Origin of the sequence: Brachybacterium sp. EE-P12 (assembly GCF_003711805.1) — a bacterium.
Classification (GTDB): Bacteria; Actinomycetota; Actinomycetes; order Actinomycetales; family Dermabacteraceae; genus Brachybacterium.
Window position 1 is genome coordinate 389507 of the sequence record NZ_QXCP01000004.1, and the last position, 17299, is coordinate 406805.

Below are 17299 nucleotides of genomic sequence, written 5' to 3' on the forward strand. Positions count from 1 at the left end.
CGGGGCGGCGTCCTAGTGTGGCCATATCCGACCCGCTGAGGAATGAGGAGCCGCCGTGCACATCCAGACCGCCGCCGTGCACACCCTGAGGGAGTTCGAGCACGGAGCCGTCGTCCCGCCGGTACACCTGGCCTCGACCTTCGAGCTCGACCCCGCCACCGAGGACGGCGCCTACGCCTACCAGCGAGGCAGCAACCCCACCCGTGCCCAGCTCGAGCAGGTCCTCGCCGCCCTGGACGGCGCCGGCCACGGCTTCGCCTTCGCCTCCGGCATGGCCGCGACCGCCGCGGCCCTGTCCACGCTCGAGGTCGGCGACGAGGTGATCCTCTCCGCCAGCGTCTACGGCGGCACCTACCGCCTCGTGGATCTCGTGCTGCCCGGGCGGGGCATCACCGGCCGCTTCGTCGCCGATCTCGGGGAGCTCACCGACGAGGACTTCACCCCCGCCACCCGCGCGGTCTTCGTCGAGACCCCCGCGAACCCGACTCTGCGGATCACCGACCTGCGCCGCATCGTCGAGCTCGCCCACCGCCACGACGCCCTCGTGATCGTGGACAACACCTTCATGACTCCGGTCCTGCAGAAGCCGCTCGCTCTCGGCGCCGACATCGTCGTGCAGTCCGCGACGAAGTACCTCGCCGGCCACTCCGACCTCCTCGCCGGGACCGTCACCACCGACGACGACCGCCTCGCCGATGCTTTCCGTCTCGCCCAGAAGGCCCAGGGCGGGGTGCTCGGCCCGCAGGACTCCTTCCGCCTGATCCAGTCGATCAAGACCCTCCCGCTGCGCCTCGAGCGGCAGCAGGCGAACGCCGAGGCGATCGTCCGGCACCTGAACTCCCACGAGCGCATCGCCCAGGTCTGGTACCCCGGCTCGCACAGCGAGGAGGAGGCGCGCATCCACGACGCCCAGGCCGCCGGCCGCGGCGCGGTGCTCTCCTTCGAGCTCGCGGACGGGCTGGATCGCATCGCGTTCCTGCGGGCGCTGCGCTATCCCGCCTACGCCGTGAGCCTCGGCGGCGTCGAGTCGCTGATCTGCCGCCCCGCGACGATGACGCATGAGGCGATGTCCCCCGAGGCCCAGGCCGAGGCGGGCATCAGCTCCGAGATGCTGCGCCTGAGCGTCGGCATCGAGGACCTCGCCGACCTGCTCGAGGACCTCGACCAGGCCCTCGCCGCCGCCGGCTGACCGCACCCGCCGCCCCCTATCGCAGAGGACAGCTCCATGAGCTCCGCATCCCGCCCCACCCGCCGACTCGCCCTCGCCCTCGGCGGCACCTCCGTCCTGGCCGTCCTCGCCGCGTGCAGCTCCGAGGGAGGCTCCGGCTCCTCCGACGGAGGCGGCGGCGCGGACGTGCTCGCCCGCATCCAGGAGAGCGGCACCGTACGCATCGGCCTCGAGGGGACCTACCGTCCCTACGCCTTCCACGACAGCAGCGGCGAGCTGGTCGGCTTCGAGAAGGAGATCGCCGACCGCATCGCCGAGGGGCTCGGCGCCGAGCCGGAGTACGTCGAGACCGAGTGGGACTCCCTCATCGCCGGCCTCGACGTGGACCGCTACGACCTCGTCGTCAACAACGTCGGCATCACCCCGGAGCGGCAGGAGGTCTACGCCTTCTCCGAGCCCTACGCCCGCTCCATCGGCCGGGTCGCGGTGCCGGAGGACTCCGAGCTGCAGACCCTCGCCGAGCTCGAGGGCGCGCGCGCCGCGCAGACGGCGACCAGCAACTGGGCCGCACAGATGGAGGGGCTCGGCGCCGAGATCGTGCCCGTCCAGGGTTTCGCCGAGGCGATCGAGCTGGTGCTCCAGGGACGCGCCGACGCGACCGCGAACGACCTCATCTCCTTCCAGACCTACCAGGAGGAGCACCCCGAGGCGTCCTTCCGCCTGCTGGACGAGGAGCTGCCCGACGACACCACCGTCGGCGTGATCATGCAGCAGGACCAGGACGCCCTGCTCGACGAGGTGAACACGATCCTCGAGGAGATGAAGCAGGACGGCTCGCTCACCGCGATCTACGAGGAGTGGGTGGGTCAGGACATCACCCCGGAGAGCTGAGCGACCATGCCCCGCTTCCTCGAGCTCTGGATCGAGTCCCTGCCGCGGCTGCTGGCCGCGCTCGTCCAGATCACGGTCCCGCTGTCGCTGCTCTCCTTCGCGATCGCGCTCGTGATCGCGGTGCTGGTGGCGCTCGTCCGGCTGTACGTGCCGTTCCCGCTGAACCTGGTGGCCTGGGCGTACGTGCAGGTGTTCCGCGGCACCCCGCTCGTGGTGCAGCTGTTCATCGTCTACTTCGGGCTGCCGAGGATCGGGATCGAGCTGGAGGCGTTCCCCGCCGCCGTGATCACGCTCGCGCTGAACACGGGCGCCTACGCCTCCGAGGCGGTGCGCGCCTCGGTCCTCTCGATCCCGCGCGGCCAGTTCGAGGCGGCCCGCTCCCTGAACCTCTCGCGCACGGCGACCTTCCGGCGGGTGGTCGCCCCGCAGGCGATGCGGATCGTGCTGCCGCCGCTCGCCAACGACTTCATCGACCTGGTCAAGGGGACCAGTCTGGTCTTCGCGATCACGCTCATCGACCTCTTCCAGGTGGGTCGGCAGATCGCCGCGACCAACTATGAGCCGCTGATCATGTACACCCTGGTGGCGCTGATCTACCTCGTGGTGGTCTCGCTGCTGAGCATCGGGCAGAACCAGCTCGAGAGGAAGGTGTCCGCCCATGTCCGCACCTGAGAACGCGCCCGCCGCCCGACCGCCGCTGGCCGTGCGCGGGCTGCGCAAGGCCTTCGGGGAGCTCGTCGCCCTCGAGGGGGTCACCCTCGAGATCGAGAGGGGCACCACGACGGTGCTGCTGGGCCCCTCCGGCTCGGGGAAGTCGACGCTGCTGCGCTGCCTGAACCTGCTCGAGAAACCGGATGCGGGCACCCTCGACCTCGGCGACGGCCCGATCGAGGTCGGCGGACGGCTCCCCGCACGCACCGTCCGGCAGATCCGCTCCCGCTCCACGATGGTGTTCCAGCAGTTCAACCTCTTCCCGCACCTGACCGCCCTCGGCAACGTCACCCTCGCCCCGATCGAGAACCTCGGCATCGGGCGGGACGAGGCCGAGCGGCGCGGCCGTGAGCTGCTGGGGAAGGTGGGCCTGGCCGACAAGGCGGAGGCCTATCCGGACCGGCTCTCCGGCGGACAGCAGCAGCGCGTCGCGATCGCCCGCGCCCTCGCCATGGATCCCGACGTGCTGCTCTTCGACGAGCCGACCTCCGCGCTGGACCCCGAGCTCGCCGCCGAGGTGGTCGCGGTGCTCGCCGATCTCGCCGCGGAGCAGCGCACGCTCGTGGTCGTCACCCATTCGCTCGCCTTCGCGCAGCGGGTCGCTGACCGGGTCGTGTTCCTCGAGGACGGGCGGATACTGCAGGACGGCACCCCGCAGGAGTTCTTCGCGAGCACCGACGAGCGCCTGCGCCGCTTCCGCGAGGTCATCAGCTCGGTCTGAGCCGCTCGCCCCGGGATCGGTCACGCTTCGCTCACGGCGCAGTGCGTGCCCAGGCGGATCTCGGGAACGGCCGCTAGGCTGGGCGGGTCGGTCCGGTGGACCCTGTCGGGGTCGCCGTCGACCCCCGTTCGTTCCCACGTGAGGAGTCACATGGCACGCCACAACATCGTGTTCGGCCGTGACCAGGCAGTGCAGCAGGGTGGCAGCGCGTACAGCGGCCCCCGCTTCGGCCAGGCCGCGCAGACCGGACCCGCTCCCGACACCCAGTGGTCCTCCGGCTTCGGCCAGCAGGGCGGCGACCAGCTCGAGGCGATGTACGCCCGCCCGGCCGCCACCGGTCACGACACCGGCCGCATGACCATGCGCGACGCGCTCAACGCCATCACCGCGACCCTCGGCGTCATCATCGTGGTCGGCTTCGCCGTCGCGATGACGCCGCTCGCCCTCGGCCTCGTCGCCGGGGAGGCCGGGCTCCAGGCCGGGCTCGCGCTCGCCGGCGTCGCGACCCTCGTCGGCGTGATCGGCGGGCTCGTCGCCTCGCTGGTCAACATCTTCAAGAAGCAGCCCTCGACGATCGCGGTGCTGGTCTACGCCGTGTTCGAGGGACTGTTCCTCGGCGGGATCAGCGGGACGATGGAGTACATCTACCCCGGCATCGCGCTGCAGGCCGTGATCGGCACCCTCGCCGTGGCCGGCACCGTCCTGGTGCTCTTCCATCTCGGGATCCTGCGCACCTCGCCGGCGCTGACCAAGATCTTCCTGGTCGCGATGGTGGCCTACCTGATCTTCGGGATCGTGAACATCGGCTACCTGCTGCTGACCGGCACCAGCCTGCGCGAGGGCGTGGTCGGCCTGATCATCGGCGGTCTCGCCGTGGTGATGGCCTCCTACTCGCTCGTGATGGACTTCGAGGACGTCCAGCGCTCCGCCCAGGCGGGGGTGCCGCGGAAGTACGCGTGGCGTCTCGCCTTCGGCATCGCCGTGACGATGGTGTGGCTGTACGTCGAGGTGCTGCGGATCCTGATGATCCTGCGCGGCAGCGACTGAGCCGGCGCCGCAGCGACCCGGCCGCCCCGCCGACGGCCGTCGACGCTGCGAGGAGCTCCACTACGTATGCTGAGCGGCGGGTCCCGGAAGGGGCCCGCCGCTCGGCTGTCCGATGCCCCGATGTCGCAGGAGGGAACGCCCCATGGGAGTGTGGCAGTGGGTGCTCGAGCACTGGGCGCTGGTGTGGACGTACCTGTACGTCGGCGTCGACGTGCTGCTCAGGCTGATCAGCCTCGTCGTCGTGCCGCGGAACCGCCGGCCCGGATCCGCGCTCGCCTGGCTGCTGGCGATCATGGTGCTCCCGATCGTCGGCTTCCCCCTGTTCCTGCTGCTGGGGCGCTCGCAGCTGCCCAGGCGACGCCTGGCGAAGCAGCGGGTGGTCAACCGCCTGATGCGGGTGCGGGCCCATTCGATCCCCGACAGCGAGCTCGACGAGGACGTGCCCAGCTGGCTGCAGGGCGCGGTGCAGCTGAACCGCGAGCTCGGCGCCTTCCCGCTGACGGGCAACAACTCCGCCGAGCTGGAGATCGACTACGACACCTCGATCGCGAGGATGGCCGAGGACATCCGCAGCGCGCGAGAGAGTGTCCACGTGCTCTTCTACATCATGGGTCTGGACGAGGCCACCGAGGACTTCTTCGACGCGCTCGCGGAGCGGGCCGAGGCCGGGGTGACGGTCCGGGTCCTGTACGACCACTGGGGCGCGGTCAGCCATGGCGCGCAGTACCGGGCCATGCGGCGCCGGCTCGATGCGCACGGCATCGAGCACGCGCCGATGATGCCGATCCGGCTGATCCGCGACGGCGCCTTCCAGCGCCCTGATCTGCGCAACCACCGCAAGATGGTGATCGTCGACGGCGAGATCGGGTGGATGGGATCGCAGAACCTCATCGCGGCCCACTACGACAAGCCCGCCAACATCCGTCGCGGCCTGCACTGGCAGGAGACGATGGGTCGGTTCCGGGGGCCGATCGTCGCGGAGCTGAACCTGCTGTTCGCCACCGACTGGTTCTACGAGACCGACGAGATGCTCGATCAGCAGACCCTCGTGCGGCCCTCGCGGGACGCCTCGGGCACCTACGAGTGCCAGCTCGTGCCCAGCGGACCGGGCTTCGTGGCGGAGAACAACCTGCTTCTGTTCAACCAGCTGTTCTACTCCGCCACGCGGCGCATCGTCGCGGTCTCGCCCTACTTCGTGCCCGACGAGTCGATGCTCACCGCGCTGATCACCGCCGCCCGGCGCGGGGTCGAGGTGGAGCTGTTCGTCTCGGAGATCGGCGACCAGTTCCTCGTCTTCCACGCCCAGCGCTCCTACTACTCCATGCTGCTGGAGGCCGGGGTGCGGATCTGGCTCTACCGGGCGCCGACGATCCTGCACGCCAAGCACGTCACGATCGACGACTCGGTCAGCGTGATCGGCTCCTCGAACATGGACCAGCGCTCCTTCCTGCTGCAGATGGAGTGCTCGCTGATGGTGGGCGGGACCGACTTCATGGAGAAGATCCGCGAGGTGGAGGCCACCTACCGCGCCCGCAGCCGGGAGCTCACGCGCGAGGAGTGGGAGTCCCGGCCGCGCGCCATGCAGGTCATCGACAACCTGTGCCGCCTGGCCTCCTCGGTGGTCTGACAAGCCGGGGCGCTCCCCGCCGCGACGGCGCTCACCCGATCCCGGTGAGGGTCTCCAGCGCCTCGTCCGCCGCCTCCTCGTGCTCGGTCACGCCCACGGCGGTCTCCTGCAGGAAGGCGCTCGGGCCCTGCGGGGTCTCCAGCACGATCACCGACAGGCTCGTCGCGTCGGTGCGCTCCAGATCGCTCTTGGCGAAGTACACGGTCGCCGTGGTGCGGTACCCGGACATCCCCGCGACCGTCACCGGCTCGGTCACCTCGTCGGCGAGGCTGCGGCCCTGGGTGCTGCCCCAGATGCTCGCGGAGAAGTAGCAGGAGAGGATCTTCTGCGAGGCGACCTCCGCGCCCGGGTACTGAACGCCGGGCTGCCACTGCACCGCGCCGACGGACATCCCCGAGTACCAGTCCTCCTCGACCTCCGCGTAGGCGCCCCGGGCGTCGTCCATGAACGCGAGACCCCTGGGCGTGCGGATCAGGTCGTATGAGCTGGGTGGAGCGAACTGCAGCCCGCCGCCGCGCAGCTTCCCGGAGGGGTCGGCCGAGCTGCGCTCGATCGACTCCGGCGACCAGCAGCGCTGCTCCTCGACCTCGCCCGTCGGGGTCGCCGAGGCGCTCTGCGAGGTGCCCGAGGGGCCCGCCGAGGCGGAGGCCGTGGTCGTCGTGCCTCCGCCGGAGGGGGCGGCTCCGTTCCCCCGCAGCACCAGGTAGGCGATCGTGCCGCCCACGATCAGCAGGAACACCGCCGCGAAGGCGATGACGCCGACGAGGAGGGGAGAGGCCCCTCCGCCGCGTCCGCCGGGCACGGCGGGCTGGGGGGAGGGGGAGTGCGGTCCGGTGTGCACGGCTGCTCCTGCGGGGGATCGTTGCTGCGGCGGATCATGGCGCGGGGCGTCACTCGACGACGTCGAGGCTCGCGATGATGTCCTCGAGGTTCTGGACGTGCTCGGGCTGGTCCGCGGCGACGTCGCCCGCGAGGGCGCTGGGGCCCTCCGGCGTCTCGACGACGATCGCGGTGACCACGGAGGCGCTGGAGGTCTTCAGCACCTCCGGGTCCTCGAAGTGGTAGGTGGCCTGGACGATCCAGGCGGCGGTGCCGTCCACCGTCATCACCTCGGAGCGGTAGTCGGTCACCTCCGGGTGCTCGCCGAAATGGGAGACTACCCCGGCGGTGGTCGCATAGCACTGGAAGATGGCGACGGCCGCGGCCTCGAGACCGGGGTAGCCGCCCTCGTCCTCGGGGAAGGTCACCCGGCCCAGGTTCACGACGCTGAACCAGTTGCCCTCGACCCGTCGGCCGTCGGCCCCGACCTCGGTGAGATAGGGCAGGGAGTGGACCGCCCAGCCGTCCCCCCAGCCCTCGGGGCTCGTGTACTCGAGCCCGCCGCCGCGGACCTTCCCGGCGGCCGAGGGCTGCGCGGGCCGGGTGTTCTGGGCGACGGTGCACTCGGTGGTGGGCGCCTGCGTGAAGATCGGCGGGGGCGGGGCGATGTCGGGGTCCTCGGGGTCCGGCACGTACTCGGAGCGGCCCTCGGCGCTGCGGGTGCTGGTCCCCTGAGCGGTGGGGTCCGGGTCCTCGAGCACCGAGCGGAACACGGTCTGGGACAGGACCAGGGCGAGCACGGCCAGGATGACGACGGCGCCGCTGATCACCGCGATCATGGTGGCGCGGGTGCGGCGGCGGGCGCTCTCGCTCGGCTCGCCGAGGGTGGCGGGGCCGTGGTCCGCGGCGAGGTCGGGCAGCCCGGCACGGGTGGGCGAGGAGGCGAAGTCGGGCAGCGCGTCGCCGTCGGCCCCGTCCTCGCGGTGCGGCTCCTGCGTCATCGACACCTCCCCTGTCCCGTCGTCCGTCCCCCTGCGCGGTGCGCCGCCCGGAGGCCCCGGGCCCGACCGGGTGGTCCCGGCCTCGTCGGGGGAGATTCTCCCATGTGCGGCCTCGTCGGCCGGGCATCGCGCTCGCGCGCCGGGCACCAGGATAGAGATGCCAGGCATGGTTGGTACTCTCCGCTCACGGGCCGTCCGCGGCCCCGCCCGCCCATCGGATGGAGATCGCATGCGACCGCCCCTCGTCCTGACCATCGCCGGTTCGGAGGCCGACGGCGCCGCCGGCGTCCAGGCCGACCTCAAGACCTTCACGGCGCTGGGCTCCTACGGCGCGAGCGCGCTGACGATGGTCGTCTCGGTGAACCCGCAGGGGGTGCGGGGCGTGCATCCGCTGCCGCCGGAGGTGGTGCGGTCCCAGATCGACGCCGTCGCCGACGAGCTGCTGCTGGACGGGACGAAGATCGGCTCGCTGGGCAGCGCCGCAGTGGTCGCCGAGGTGGTCGCGGCGCTGCGCGCACGGCGGGACCGTTTCGGGACCGTGGTGCTGGACCCCGTGATGGTCGCCGCCGACGGCACGGCGCTGATCTCGGCGGAGGGCGCGACCGCGATCGAGCGCGACCTCCTGCCGCTCGTGGACGTGCTCGTGCTGACCATGGTCGAGGCGGCGCAGCTGCTGCGGCGGGCGCTGGCGACCACGATCGAGGAGATGCGGGAGCAGGCCCTCGCCCTCGCCGCGAAGGGCCCCGGCTCGGTGCTGATCACGGGCGGTGCCCTCCCGGGGGAGGACGTCGTCGACCTGCTCGTCCACCCCGGCGGCACGGACCTGCTGCGCGCCCGACGCGTGGCCGGACGCTCGGTGCGCGGCGCCGGCACCACCCTGTCCGCCGCGATCACGGCGCAGCTGGCCCGGATCGCGGAGTTCGACCGGGCCGGGGAGCTCGAGGAGATCGGGGAGAAGGGCTCCGCCGACGACATGCCCACGATCGTCGCCTCCGCCCGCGAGTTCGTCGCGAGCGCGACGGAGAACGCGCAGGACTGGCGCCTGACCCGCACCCGCGGCGGCCACGGCCCGCTCAACCACCTGATCACGCTCGACAACCGCTGATCCGGCCGCCCGGCGCCGGTCAGATCGGCTCCCGCCGGCGCCGCTCGCCCGGCCGGGAGCGGTCAGGCAGTGGCGCAGGGCGTCCCGGTACGCCTATATATCCGTACTGAGACGCCAGGCACCAGTACCTGACCAGTCCGCCCCCGCGCCCGGGCGCTCAGAGCAGGCCGAGGGACTCCTTGAGGGCGAGCATCCGCCCGGCGGACTCCCGCACGCGGCGCTCCTGCTCCTCGCCGAGCCCGGCCCATTCCTCGATCGCGTCGACGAGCCGGCCGGTCAGCGACGGATCGGCGGTCAGCACCGCGTCCCCGCCGGCCTCGAGCAGGCGTGTCGCGCGCTCGGGCACGGGCACGTCGGCGACGGCCTCCGCGGCGCCGATGTCGTCGGTGACCACGGGTCCGTCGAAGCCGAGCCGGCCGCGCAGCAGCTCCTCGATCGCTGCCGAGGAGAACATCGCCGGGACGTCCGGCTCGATCCGCGGATAGATCGCGGAGGACATCATCACCAGGCGTGCCCCGGCGTCGATCCCGGCGCGGAAGGACTCCAGGAACGGGTCGTCCGCCCCGGTGGTCGGGTCCTCGATCCCCTCGGCGGAGAAGTCGGTGTTCTGCTCGACCCGTCCCAGGCCCGGGAAGTGCTTCAGCGTCGCGCCGATGCCCTGGCCCTCGAGCGCCTCGACCGCCGCGGCGACGCAGTCGGCGACCTGCTCGGGGTCGGTGCCGAAGCCGCGATCCAGGCCGCCGACCGGCTCGTTCGAGTCCCCGAGGTCGGGGTCGACGACGTCGGCGACGGGGGACAGGGCGATCTGCAGGCCCCGCGCGGCGAGGTCCTCGCCGATGCTCGTGTACGCCTCGGCGACGGCGTCCGGGCCCTCGGCGCCGAGCTCCTCGGCCGAGGCGGTCTCCCGTGCGGCGTCGCCGCGCAGCATCCGCACCTGCCCGCCCTCCTGGTCCACGGCGAGCAGCGGCGGCAGCGCGGCGGAGGAGAGCTCCCGGGCGGTGCGGACCGTGTCCTCGACCTGCTGGGCGCTCTCCCAGACCTGCAGCAGGAAGATCCCGCCGGAGTGGTGGTCCTGGAGCACCTCGGGCGGGATCTCGTCGCCGGCGGCGATCCCGACCAGCACGAGCTGTCCGGCGAGCTCGCGCGGGGAGAGGTCCTCGAGCAGGCGCTCCGCGGCGCTCGGCGCAGCGGCGGACCCGTCGGGCTCCTCCGTCGTCGGGCCGGCCGACGAGCCGCCGTCGCTCCCGCCGCTGCCGCCGGTCGGATCGCCGCCTGCGTCGGAGCCGGGACCGGCGGGGTCCTCGGCGGTGCAGGCGGCGAGCGCGGCCGCGGGAGCCAGGGCGAGCAGATGACGTCGACGCATCCCGCCAGTCTTCCACGCGGACTGGCGGGCGGGCGACGCGCCCACCCGGGCCTCGCGGCCCCCGTATCGTGTCCCTCATGAGCGCCGAGATCCTCCCGCAGGACCATCCGCACGCCGCTCGTCTCGAGAGGGGGACGGGCGTCCCGCTGACCGAGTGGGCGCGCCGGCTCGACGAGGCCGGGGCCCGCGAGCTCGACCACACCGCGATCGCACGGCTCCTCGTCGAGAGGTGGGAGGTCGACCAGTGGTGGGCGCAGGGCGTCACGGTCGCCTACGAGCAGCTGATCGGCCGCCGGGTGGTGGGGCAGAGCCGCGACGGCGACTTCGCCGCCTCCGCCTCCCGCACCCTGGACGGTGCGCCGGGCGAGGTGCGCGAGCGCTGGCACGCCTTCATGACCGAGGCCCGACGCGATGCGCTCGGCCTCGAGGAGCCCTCGCTCAGCGACACCGCGACCTGGCGCTACTGGCGCGCCGGGCTCGCGGACGGCTCGAGGGTCTCGGTGAACATCACCGCCAAGGATCCCGGCCGCAGCACCCTGGGCATCGAGCACAAGGGGATCGGGACGGCCGAGGAGCGCGCCGCCTGGAAGGACGCCTGGGCGGGCGTCCTCGCGGAGTTCACCGTCCCCGCCACGACGACCGACCGCACGACGACGACGGAGAGCCACCGATGACAGACACCACCCCGGACGCCGCTGCGCAGCCCACGGCCGCCCCGCAGCTGCCCGCCGCCGACGGCAGCGCAGACCCGCACGCCTGGCTCGAGGAGGTCACGGGCGAGGACGCGCTGGACTGGGTGCGCGAGCGCAACGCCCGCGCCGAGTCCGCGCTCGACCGGATCACCGACCCCGCCGCCCCGGGCGGCGCCCCGCTGACCGAGACCCTGCAGGGTCAGATCCGCGAGATCCTCGACGCGAAGGACCGCATCCCCGGCGTCACCAAGCGCGGCGAGCACCTCTACAACTTCTGGACCGACGCCGAGCACGAGCGCGGGCTGTGGCGGCGCACGACGATGGACTCCTATCGCACCGAGGATCCCGAGTGGGAGATCCTGCTGGACGTCGACGCGCTGAACGAGGAAGAGGGCGAGAACTGGGTGTGGCACGGCGCGCGCCTGCTGCGGCCCGTCGGCCTCGCCGAGGGCGAGCCCTACCGCCGCGCCCTGGTCGACCTCTCCCGCGGCGGCTCCGACGCGGACGTCACGCGCGAGTTCGACCTCGAGACGCTCTCCTTCGTGCCCGCTTCCGAGGGCGGCTTCGAGCGGCCCGAGGCCAAGGGCTCCCTGTCCTGGATCGACGAGGACACCGTGTGGGCCTGCACCGACTTCGGCGAGGACACGATGACCTCCTCCGGCTACGCCCGCCAGGCCCGGATCTGGCGGCGCGGCACGCCGCTGGCGGAGGCGGAGCTCGTCCACGAGATCCCCACCGCGGACATGGCCGTCTTCGCCGCGCACGACCACACGCCCGGCTGGGAGCGGGACTGGATCGTCGAGGCGCACGCCTTCTACGACCAGACCGTGCACGTCGTGGACCGCACCGTGCAGCCGCCCTCGCTGCAGACCGTCGAGGTGCCCCGCGACCTCGAGGCGAACGCGCACCGCGACCTGGGGATCTTCAGCCCCCGCAGCGACTGGCAGGTGGGGGAGGACGTCTACCCGGCCGGCTCCCTCGTCGTCGGCGACTTCGCCCGCTTCCAGGAGGGCGAGCCCGAGCTGCACATGCTGTTCGAGCCCACCGACACCACGTCGCTGGCCGACATGACCATCACGCGCACCGCGGTGGTCCTGTCGATCCTCGAGGACGTCGTGCACCGGCTCGAGGTGCACACCCGCGACGAGCACGGCCGGTGGGTGCGGCGCGAGCTGTACCCGGAGCTGCGCGGCTCGATCGGGGTCTCCGCGGTCGATGCCGACGAGAGCGACGAGATCTGGGTGACGGTCACCGACTTCATCGAGCCGACCGCGCTGCTGATCGGGGACCTGGCCGAGGTCGCCGGCGGCGGCGAGCCCTCCGACCTCGAGCCGGTCAAGTCCGCGCCGGCCCGCTTCGACGCCGAGGGGCTCGAGGTCACCCAGCACTTCGCCACCAGCGACGACGGCACCCGGATCCCGTACTTCGAGATCTCCCGGGCGTGGGGGGAGGGGGAGACCGGCCCGCGCCCCACCCTGCTGTACGGCTACGGCGGCTTCGAGATCTCGCTGACCCCCGCCTATCTCGGCACGATCGGGAAGGTGTGGCTCGAGCGGGGCGGCACGTACGTGCTGGCGAACATCCGCGGCGGCGGCGAGTACGGCCCCGCCTGGCACCAGGCGGCGCTGAAGGAGCACCGCCACCGGGCCTACGAGGACTTCTCCTCCGTCGCGAAGGACCTCGTCGAGCGCGGCGTCACCGACCGGGAGCACCTGGCGGTGCGGGGCGGCTCGAACGGCGGCCTGCTCACCGGGAACATGCTCACCCAGTACCCGGAGCTGTTCGGGGCCGTGATCATCCAGGTGCCGCTGCTGGACATGAAGCGCTACAGCCACCTCCTGGCCGGGGCCTCGTGGATGGCGGAGTACGGCGATCCCGACACCGAGGACTGGGAGTTCGTGCGCACCTTCAGCCCGTACCACCTGCTCTCGCCGGAGAAGGCGCAGCAGTACCCGCCCACCTTCGTGCTCACCTCCACCCGTGACGACCGGGTCCATCCCGGCCATGCGCGGAAGTTCACCGCCGCGCTGGAGTCCCTGGGCGCGGACGTGCGCTCCTGGGAGAACATCGAGGGCGGCCACGGCGGCGCGGCGACGAACGAGCAGGCCGCCCGGATGAACGCGCTGCTGTACACCTTCCTGTGGAACACGATCGGCCGCGCCTCATGACGCCCGCCCGTCCCCGCGCACGATGACCCCGGACCCCGACTCCTCACGGCTGCCCGCCGGGGCGCCGCCCGTCCTGTCCGCGCGTCCGCGGCTGGCCCCCTGGGCGCGGCCGACGGAGATCATCGAGCGCGCCACGCAGGACGAGCTGCTGCAGATCCGCAACGACCTGATGACCGTCTACCGCGAGGTGCGCGCCGAGGGTCCTGAGCTGTTCCCGCTGCGCTATGCCCGCGCCACGCCGCGCCGGCCCCGACGGGTGAAGGCCGCGGACGGCAGCCCGCCGCCTCCGGCCCGCAGCCCCGAGGTGCCGGTGCTCGTCCTGCCCGACGGTCCGGCTCGCGCCTCGGTGCTGCCCTACGACGTGCTGCGCCGCAGCCTCGCGGCCCGGGGCGTGGACGTGCTGATGATGGAGCACCGCGGGGTGGGGTTCTCCCGACTGGACGCGACCGGCGGGGACCTGCCCGCCGGGGCGATCACGCTGCGCGAGGTGGTCCGCGACGTGCTCGCCGTGCTCGACCACGCCCGGGTGGAGCAGGCGGCGGTGGTGGGCACCGGCTACGGCGCCCAGCTCGCGCAGATCCTCGCGGTCCTGCACCCGGAGCGGGTGCACTCCCTCGTGCTGGACTCCCCGCGCACCGCCGCGGCCGACGAGCTGGTCGCGCAGCGACGGCTGCGGGAGCTGTATTGGGACGGCACGGAGGCGACCACCTCGTCCACCGCGGCGGTGCTGCGGCGCCTCGCGGGGCAGGGGAGGGTGGACGTCTCCCGCGCCGGCCCCGTGATCCTCGCCGTCCACGAGCACGGCGGGCCGGCGGCCGTGCGGGACCTGGTGGACCTGCTCGCCGTCGGCCGCGGCTCTCTGACCTGGAACAGCGTGCGGCAGGTGCTGAACCGGGCCTGGCTCGAGTCGACGCCCTTCGTGGCCGAGCACGACCTCGTGGCGCGCCTGGCGCACACCGAGCTGGGCGTGGGCGCTCACGCCGACGGCGGGCCGCTGGATCCGCTGCTGCTGACCTCGGAGGAGGGTCGGGCCGTGCCCGATTTCGCCGGCGAGGTGCTGGACCTGCACGCCCTCGCCCCTGCGATCACGGCCCCGACGCTGGTGCTCTCCGGGAGCCAGGACCTCGTCAGCCCCCCGCAGATCGCGCGGGAGCTCACCGCACGCATCCCCGGGGCGCGCCTGCTCGAGATCCGCGGCGCCGGCCATTCCCTGCTCGACACCCGCAGCCGGATCCTGCAGGTCGCGGCCCGCTGGAGCGCCTGCGGCACCGCGCACCTGCTGCTCGAGCACGCCGCGGAGCTCGCGGCCCTGCCGGTCTCCCCGACGGACCGGGCGCTCTCCCGCGGCCTGCAGATCGCACTCGCCGCGGAGCGCTACTCGCCCTGGCGCCTGCGCCTGGAGTCGGCCCGTGCCGAGCGGGAGCGGCTCCAGCTCGAACGCGCCCGGACCACCCCGCGCGGCCGACGGGGCCGACGAGCCGGTCCCATCCGGGAGGACCCCGCCTGAGCGCGTCCGCGCTCAGGAGCGGCAGACGACCGCGAAGCCGCCCTCGTCGTACACCGCCCGATACGGCGCGCCCCACTCCTGCTGGGCCCAGACGGCGAGGTCGTCGGGCGGCATCCCGTTCCAGGAGAAGGCGTACCAGTCCCCGAGCACGCAGTCCGGGACGCGCCGGTTGGGCCCGTGCAGCCACTGCACGTCATGGTCCGGGACCGCCTGGGCCATGAGCGTGATGTCCACGGCCAGGACGGCGTCCTCGGGCACGGCCTCGAGCGCGCCGGCCGCGGGCTCGGTCCGCCATGTCGGCTCCCAGGCCTGGGGCCGCATCACGTCCAGCAGCGGCAGCTGCGGGCCGAGCACGAGGGTGACCGCCGCGCACAGCGAGAGCGCGACGGCGCGCACGGGGCGGGCGGGTCGTGGGCGGTCGGTGCGCAGCCAGGCCGTGGCCCTCCCGGTGCGGCGGTCGCCGAGGGCGTCCAGCAGCGCCGCGATCGCGATCGGCATGAGCACCGCGTCGTAGTGCCAGCGCCAGTCCCAGTAGAACTCGACCGTGCCGGTGAACCGCCAGGCCAGCGTCGGCACGAGCAGCCAGATCAGCGGGGAGCGCGCCCCGATCCCGCCCGCGAGGGCGAGCAGCATCGCCGTGGTCAGCCACTTCACCGGCGGCCACAGCACGTCCAGCGGCGAGCCGAGGTTGTCGGTGTAGTCGTACTGCCCGGCGGTGTTCAGCGCCGGCAGGACCACGAAGGTCGCCAGCACGAACCACGCCCCGCCCCAGGCGGCCAGCACCGCGCCGAGCCGGCGATGCTCCCGCCCGCGCAGCGCGATGACGAGCCCGAGCACCGCGACGGTCAGGCCCAGGTCCTCCTTGACCAGCACCAGCGGCGCCGCCCACAGCGCCGCAGCGCACATCCGCCCCCGCAGCAGGGCGGTGAGCGAGAAGGCCAGCAGCGGCACCGCGAAGGCGATCTCGTGGAACTGCACCGAGGCGGCGTGCTGCAGCCCGAACGAGAAGACGTAAGCGGCGCCGACGGCTGCGCCGGGCCACGGGCCGAGCCGGTCGATCGCGAGGCGGGTCAGCGGGATCGCGGAGAGCCCGAACAGCAGCGCCTGGGTCCACAGCAGCGCCTCTCCGCTGGGCCAGATCCACCACACCGGTGCCAGCAGCACCAGCAGCGGATGGAAGTGGTCGCCCAGCAGGTTCACCGCATCGCCCTTGATCGGCACGATCGGGGCCCGCAGCTCGCCGTAGGCGCGCGCGAGCTGCGTGAAGATGCCCAGATCCCAGGACAGGGCCACGAGGTTCCGGAACTGCTGGGTGCCCAGCAGCCCGTAGGCGAGCGTTCCCAGCAGCGCGAGGACCGGCGGGACGAGGCGGCGCGCTCTCGTCGGCGCCGCGGCGACGGTCCCGGGGCGTTCCGGCCGGGTGGTCTCGGGTGCCTGGCTCACAGCGACGAGGGTAGCGGCCCGGCCGCGCCCGCGACGCGACACCCCTGCGGTGAGGAACGTCCAGGGTGCTGGTCCTAGACTCCCGTCATGATCTCGCTGTCCCGGTCACGGGTGCTCCGCGTCGTCGCCGGTGCCGGCGCCGTCGGCGCGCTGTCCCTCGTCGAGCCCCGCCGCCTCGGGCCCCTCGGCCATGCGACCTACCGGATCGGGGTGGCCACAGCGACCGCCGCGCTGGTCGCGGACTCCTCCCGCTACGACCTGCCGGTGCTGGACCCGGTGCGGGACGGGGTCGTCGCGGGCGGCGTGACCCTCGGGCTCATGGACCTGCTCGAGAGCTTCGACGCGCGGATGGTGGACGCGCTGCAGGGGCTCGGCATGGAGCGACCGCGGCTGGTGCTCGCCGCGCTCGGCGCCGTCGGCACCGCCGCCGTCATCGCGCTGCCCCACATCGGCGATCCCGACGGCGACTGGTCCCCGCTCGAGGAGACCTTCGGGGAGCCGACCGGGGTGCCGCTGCCCTCCGAGGCCCGCGCGCTGATCGCCGCCCTCCTCGCCGACGCCCCGGACGGGCCGGCCCTGCCCGGCGCGGAGGCCCTGCGCGACCAGCTCGCCTCCGCGCGCGCCCTGGACACCGGCGGGGTGAGCACCGACCTGCAGCTCGTGGTCGAGGACCCCGAGCGCCTGGCCGTGCCGCGGCAGCAGCTGTGGCCGGTGCGGGCCGAGTTCCGCCGCGGCGGCATCCGCTACGTGCTCGAGCTCCAGATCGACGACGGCAGGCTCGGGATGCTCTCGGTGATGGTCCCCGACGAGGAGCCGCGGCTCGAGCACGCCCTCTCGCAGCTCTCCTCGCCCGCCTTCGTGCTGCCCGATCCGGACGAGATCGTGCTGCGCCGGGAGACCGACGCTCCCTGAGCGGCGCCGCAGGAGCCCCGAGCCGTTCGCCGATCCTGGACGGCCGTCGACGGGATTCTCCCGACCGCTCCCGGTGAACGGGATCACATGATGGAATGGTGCGCGGCGGTGCGCACCGGATTCC

15 protein-coding genes are annotated in these 17299 nt (G+C 73.0%); 11 read left to right on the top strand and 4 right to left on the bottom strand.

Annotation, left to right across the window (positions count from 1 at the left end; translation table 11 throughout):
* The first annotated feature begins 55 nt into the window (after positions 1 to 55).
* From D1648_RS04885 to cls, 6 genes are all read left to right on the top strand, one after another.
* Entirely contained in the window at positions 56 to 1189 is a 1134-nt protein-coding gene (locus D1648_RS04885) for a PLP-dependent aspartate aminotransferase family protein (protein WP_122939681.1), read from the top strand.
* A 36-nt stretch (positions 1190 to 1225) separates the two neighbouring features.
* Positions 1226 to 2059, top strand: a complete 834-nt coding sequence (locus tag D1648_RS04890) for a transporter substrate-binding domain-containing protein (protein WP_122939682.1) — start codon at positions 1226 to 1228, stop codon at positions 2057 to 2059.
* A 6-nt stretch (positions 2060 to 2065) separates the two neighbouring features.
* A complete protein-coding gene (locus tag D1648_RS04895) occupies positions 2066 to 2731 on the top strand; it encodes an amino acid ABC transporter permease (protein ID WP_122939683.1) in 666 nt (221 codons plus the stop codon).
* Positions 2718 to 3491, top strand: a complete 774-nt coding sequence (locus tag D1648_RS04900) for an amino acid ABC transporter ATP-binding protein (protein WP_122939684.1) — start codon at positions 2718 to 2720, stop codon at positions 3489 to 3491. The genes D1648_RS04895 and D1648_RS04900 overlap by 14 nt, the downstream gene beginning before the upstream one ends.
* A 150-nt stretch (positions 3492 to 3641) precedes the next feature.
* Entirely contained in the window at positions 3642 to 4538 is an 897-nt protein-coding gene (locus D1648_RS04905; RefSeq protein WP_122939685.1) for a Bax inhibitor-1/YccA family protein, read from the top strand.
* 142 nt (positions 4539 to 4680) lie between these two features.
* Complete coding sequence (cls, locus tag D1648_RS04910; protein ID WP_122939686.1) at positions 4681 to 6165, top strand: cardiolipin synthase; 1485 nt, start codon at positions 4681 to 4683, stop codon at positions 6163 to 6165.
* Positions 6166 to 6196: 31 nt separating this feature from the next.
* Here cls and D1648_RS04915 read toward each other — a convergent pair whose 3' ends face one another.
* Positions 6197 to 7006: a hypothetical protein gene (locus D1648_RS04915; RefSeq protein WP_122939687.1), complete on the bottom strand. Its 810-nt coding sequence runs from the start codon at positions 7004 to 7006 to the stop codon at positions 6197 to 6199.
* A 49-nt stretch (positions 7007 to 7055) separates the two neighbouring features.
* Positions 7056 to 7985 (bottom strand): hypothetical protein, encoded by a 930-nt coding sequence (locus tag D1648_RS04920; protein ID WP_122939688.1) that lies wholly within the window; start codon positions 7983 to 7985, stop codon positions 7056 to 7058.
* 229 nt (positions 7986 to 8214) lie between these two features.
* On the opposite strand from D1648_RS04920, the gene D1648_RS04925 reads away from it, so the two are divergent.
* On the top strand, positions 8215 to 9090 hold the full coding sequence (locus D1648_RS04925; RefSeq protein ID WP_122939689.1) for a bifunctional hydroxymethylpyrimidine kinase/phosphomethylpyrimidine kinase: 876 nt from the start codon (positions 8215 to 8217) through the stop codon (positions 9088 to 9090).
* A gap of 157 nt (positions 9091 to 9247) precedes the next feature.
* On the opposite strand, the gene D1648_RS04930 is transcribed toward D1648_RS04925, so the two are convergent.
* Positions 9248 to 10453, bottom strand: coding sequence for a glycoside hydrolase family 3 N-terminal domain-containing protein (locus tag D1648_RS04930; protein WP_122939690.1), 1206 nt, complete (start codon positions 10451 to 10453; stop codon positions 9248 to 9250).
* A gap of 77 nt (positions 10454 to 10530) precedes the next feature.
* Between D1648_RS04930 and D1648_RS04935 the strand changes: the two genes are divergently transcribed.
* From D1648_RS04935 to D1648_RS04945, 3 genes are read left to right on the top strand one after another with little or no spacing between them, the layout of a single operon-like run.
* Complete coding sequence (locus tag D1648_RS04935) at positions 10531 to 11127, top strand: hypothetical protein (protein WP_122939691.1); 597 nt, start codon at positions 10531 to 10533, stop codon at positions 11125 to 11127.
* On the top strand, positions 11124 to 13313 hold the full coding sequence (locus tag D1648_RS04940; protein WP_122939692.1) for a prolyl oligopeptidase family protein: 2190 nt from the start codon (positions 11124 to 11126) through the stop codon (positions 13311 to 13313). The genes D1648_RS04935 and D1648_RS04940 overlap by 4 nt, the downstream gene beginning before the upstream one ends.
* A gap of 22 nt (positions 13314 to 13335) precedes the next feature.
* A complete protein-coding gene (locus D1648_RS04945; protein WP_122939693.1) occupies positions 13336 to 14820 on the top strand; it encodes an alpha/beta fold hydrolase in 1485 nt (494 codons plus the stop codon).
* A 12-nt stretch (positions 14821 to 14832) separates the two neighbouring features.
* Here the strand turns inward: D1648_RS04945 and D1648_RS04950 are convergent, their stop codons facing one another.
* Positions 14833 to 16263, bottom strand: coding sequence for a DUF2079 domain-containing protein (locus D1648_RS04950; RefSeq protein WP_122940249.1), 1431 nt, complete (start codon positions 16261 to 16263; stop codon positions 14833 to 14835).
* 87 nt (positions 16264 to 16350) lie between these two features.
* On the opposite strand from D1648_RS04950, the gene D1648_RS04955 reads away from it, so the two are divergent.
* Entirely contained in the window at positions 16351 to 17175 is an 825-nt protein-coding gene (locus D1648_RS04955; RefSeq protein WP_122939694.1) for a hypothetical protein, read from the top strand.
* Positions 17176 to 17299 lie beyond the last annotated feature (124 nt).

What these genes read in the sequence shown, in the direction of transcription:
- D1648_RS04890 (WP_122939682.1), top strand. Translation starts at nt 1,226, where the DNA reads ATGAGCTCCGCATCCCGCCCCACCCGCCGACTCGCCCTCGCCCTCGGC.
- D1648_RS04895 (WP_122939683.1), top strand. Translation starts at nt 2,066, where the DNA reads ATGCCCCGCTTCCTCGAGCTCTGGATCGAGTCCCTGCCGCGGCTGCTG.
- D1648_RS04900 (WP_122939684.1), top strand. Translation starts at nt 2,718, where the DNA reads ATGTCCGCACCTGAGAACGCGCCCGCCGCCCGACCGCCGCTGGCCGTG.
- D1648_RS04905 (WP_122939685.1), top strand. Translation starts at nt 3,642, where the DNA reads ATGGCACGCCACAACATCGTGTTCGGCCGTGACCAGGCAGTGCAGCAG.
- cls (WP_122939686.1), top strand. Translation starts at nt 4,681, where the DNA reads ATGGGAGTGTGGCAGTGGGTGCTCGAGCACTGGGCGCTGGTGTGGACG.
- D1648_RS04920 (WP_122939688.1), bottom strand. Translation starts at nt 7,985, where the DNA reads ATGACGCAGGAGCCGCACCGCGAGGACGGGGCCGACGGCGACGCGCTG.
- D1648_RS04925 (WP_122939689.1), top strand. Translation starts at nt 8,215, where the DNA reads ATGCGACCGCCCCTCGTCCTGACCATCGCCGGTTCGGAGGCCGACGGC.
- D1648_RS04930 (WP_122939690.1), bottom strand. Translation starts at nt 10,453, where the DNA reads ATGCGTCGACGTCATCTGCTCGCCCTGGCTCCCGCGGCCGCGCTCGCC.
- D1648_RS04935 (WP_122939691.1), top strand. Translation starts at nt 10,531, where the DNA reads ATGAGCGCCGAGATCCTCCCGCAGGACCATCCGCACGCCGCTCGTCTC.
- D1648_RS04940 (WP_122939692.1), top strand. Translation starts at nt 11,124, where the DNA reads ATGACAGACACCACCCCGGACGCCGCTGCGCAGCCCACGGCCGCCCCG.
- D1648_RS04945 (WP_122939693.1), top strand. Translation starts at nt 13,336, where the DNA reads ATGACCCCGGACCCCGACTCCTCACGGCTGCCCGCCGGGGCGCCGCCC.
- D1648_RS04955 (WP_122939694.1), top strand. Translation starts at nt 16,351, where the DNA reads ATGATCTCGCTGTCCCGGTCACGGGTGCTCCGCGTCGTCGCCGGTGCC.